Source organism: Variovorax sp. 20P10.2.4 (assembly GCF_058244205.1).
The window spans coordinates 1-1,440 of the sequence record NZ_JBZAYE010001092.1; the positions used below are offsets into that span (position 1 = coordinate 1).

General features: G+C 69.9%; 3 protein-coding genes. All 3 read left to right on the forward strand.

The window, feature by feature from the left end; genetic code table 11:
- Positions 1 to 514: DUF3540 domain-containing protein (locus AC27VN_RS41345; RefSeq protein WP_490880495.1), on the forward strand; the 514-nt coding region annotated here is incomplete at its 5' end.
- Between the two features lie 10 nt (positions 515 to 524).
- Positions 525 to 920 (forward strand): DUF4150 domain-containing protein, encoded by a 396-nt coding sequence (locus tag AC27VN_RS41350; protein ID WP_093350847.1) that lies wholly within the window; start codon positions 525 to 527, stop codon positions 918 to 920.
- Between the two features lie 194 nt (positions 921 to 1,114).
- On the forward strand, positions 1,115 to 1,440 hold a 326-nt coding region (locus AC27VN_RS41355; protein WP_490880496.1), incomplete at its 3' end, for an FHA domain-containing protein.

Genomic DNA, 1,440 nt, shown 5'->3' on the forward strand with positions numbered 1-1,440 from the left:
CCGCAGCGGCCAGCGCGCGGTCAGCTGCCTGCTCGAGCCGCGCGCCGGCGACAGCGTCGCCTGCCTGCAGGTGGCGCCGGACGAACTCTGGATCCTGGCCGTGCTCCAGCGCGAAGGCGAGACGCCGCACGTGCTGCAGCTGCGCGGAGACACGCAGCTGCAGGTCGACGGCCGTCTTTCGCTGGCGGCGCCGCAGCTGTGCATGCGCAGCGACCAGCTCGAGGTGCGCGCCCGCGAGGCGCGCGTGGCGCTGGATTCGGCCGAGCTGACGGGGCGCCACCTGAGCGTGGTGGGCAGCGTGGTCAAGCTCGTCGGCTCGGTGCTCTCGACGGTCATGGACCGCGTCAGCCACTACAGCCGGCACCACGTGCGCACCACGGAAGGCACGGACCGCGTGGCGGCGACGCATGTCGAATGCGAGGCCCGCCAGCTGCTGCGGCTGTCGGGCGAGCACACGCTGGTGAACGGCGAGAAGCTCGTCAAGACGCGCGGCGGCCAGATCCACTTCGGCTAGGAGCACGCACATGTTCGCCAACTGCCAGATGATGGGCACCGACATGGGCTTTCCCGATGTGTGCCTGACGCCCACGCCCGCGGGGCCCGTGCCCATTCCGTACCCGAACATCGCGATGGGGCCGATGGCCATCCCGAACTGTCCCACCATCCTTTTCATGGGGGCCCCCGCGCACAACCTGGCGACCTCGATCCCCATGACCAACGGCGACAACGCCGGCGTGAACATGGGCGTGGCCTCGGGCACCGTCATGGGCCCGTCGCGCCATGTGACCGGCGCGTTCACCGTGCTGCTCAACGGCATGCCGGCCAGCCGACTGACCAGCGTGTCGCTGCAGAACAGCACCAACTGCCCCGGGGTGCGCGTCGTGCCGAGCCAGGCGCTGGTGCTGCTGCTGGCGCCCTAGCGCGGCGCTCTCCATCGCCTTCCGATGCAAAGACATACCTCTTAAGGCGAGATTGCCAAGCCGTCCCCCGGAATGAATACTCCTTCCGAGTTTCGTCGCAAGCTCGCGCACAGCTGTAGGGGCGTCGCCCTGGGGGCCGGTTCATGATCCAAATCACTGTTGTCACCCGCCAAGGCGTCCCGGCGGGGCCGTCCTTGTCGGCGAATTTCGGCCCCGAGGGCGGCACCATCGGCCGCGCCGACACCAACACGCTGGTCCTCGACGATCCCGACCGCACCGTCTCGCGCGTGCATGCCCAGGTGCTGTGCCGCGACGGCCAGTACTTCGCCATCGACCGCGGCAGCAACCCGATGCAGTGCAACGGCGTGTCGCTCGGCTCGGGCAAGGAGGCGGCGCTGACCGATGGCGCGCGCCTGGTGGTCGGCAGCTTCGAACTCGTGGTGCGCGTGCAGGCCGCCGCGCCCGCACCGGCACCGGCCGCGGCACCGTTCGCGATCCCCGAAACCATCATGGGCCTGTC

Bases quoted from the DNA above. Each gene is read 5' to 3' on its own strand.
- AC27VN_RS41350 (WP_093350847.1), top strand. From the start codon at position 525: ATGTTCGCCAACTGCCAGATGATGGGCACCGACATGGGCTTTCCCGAT.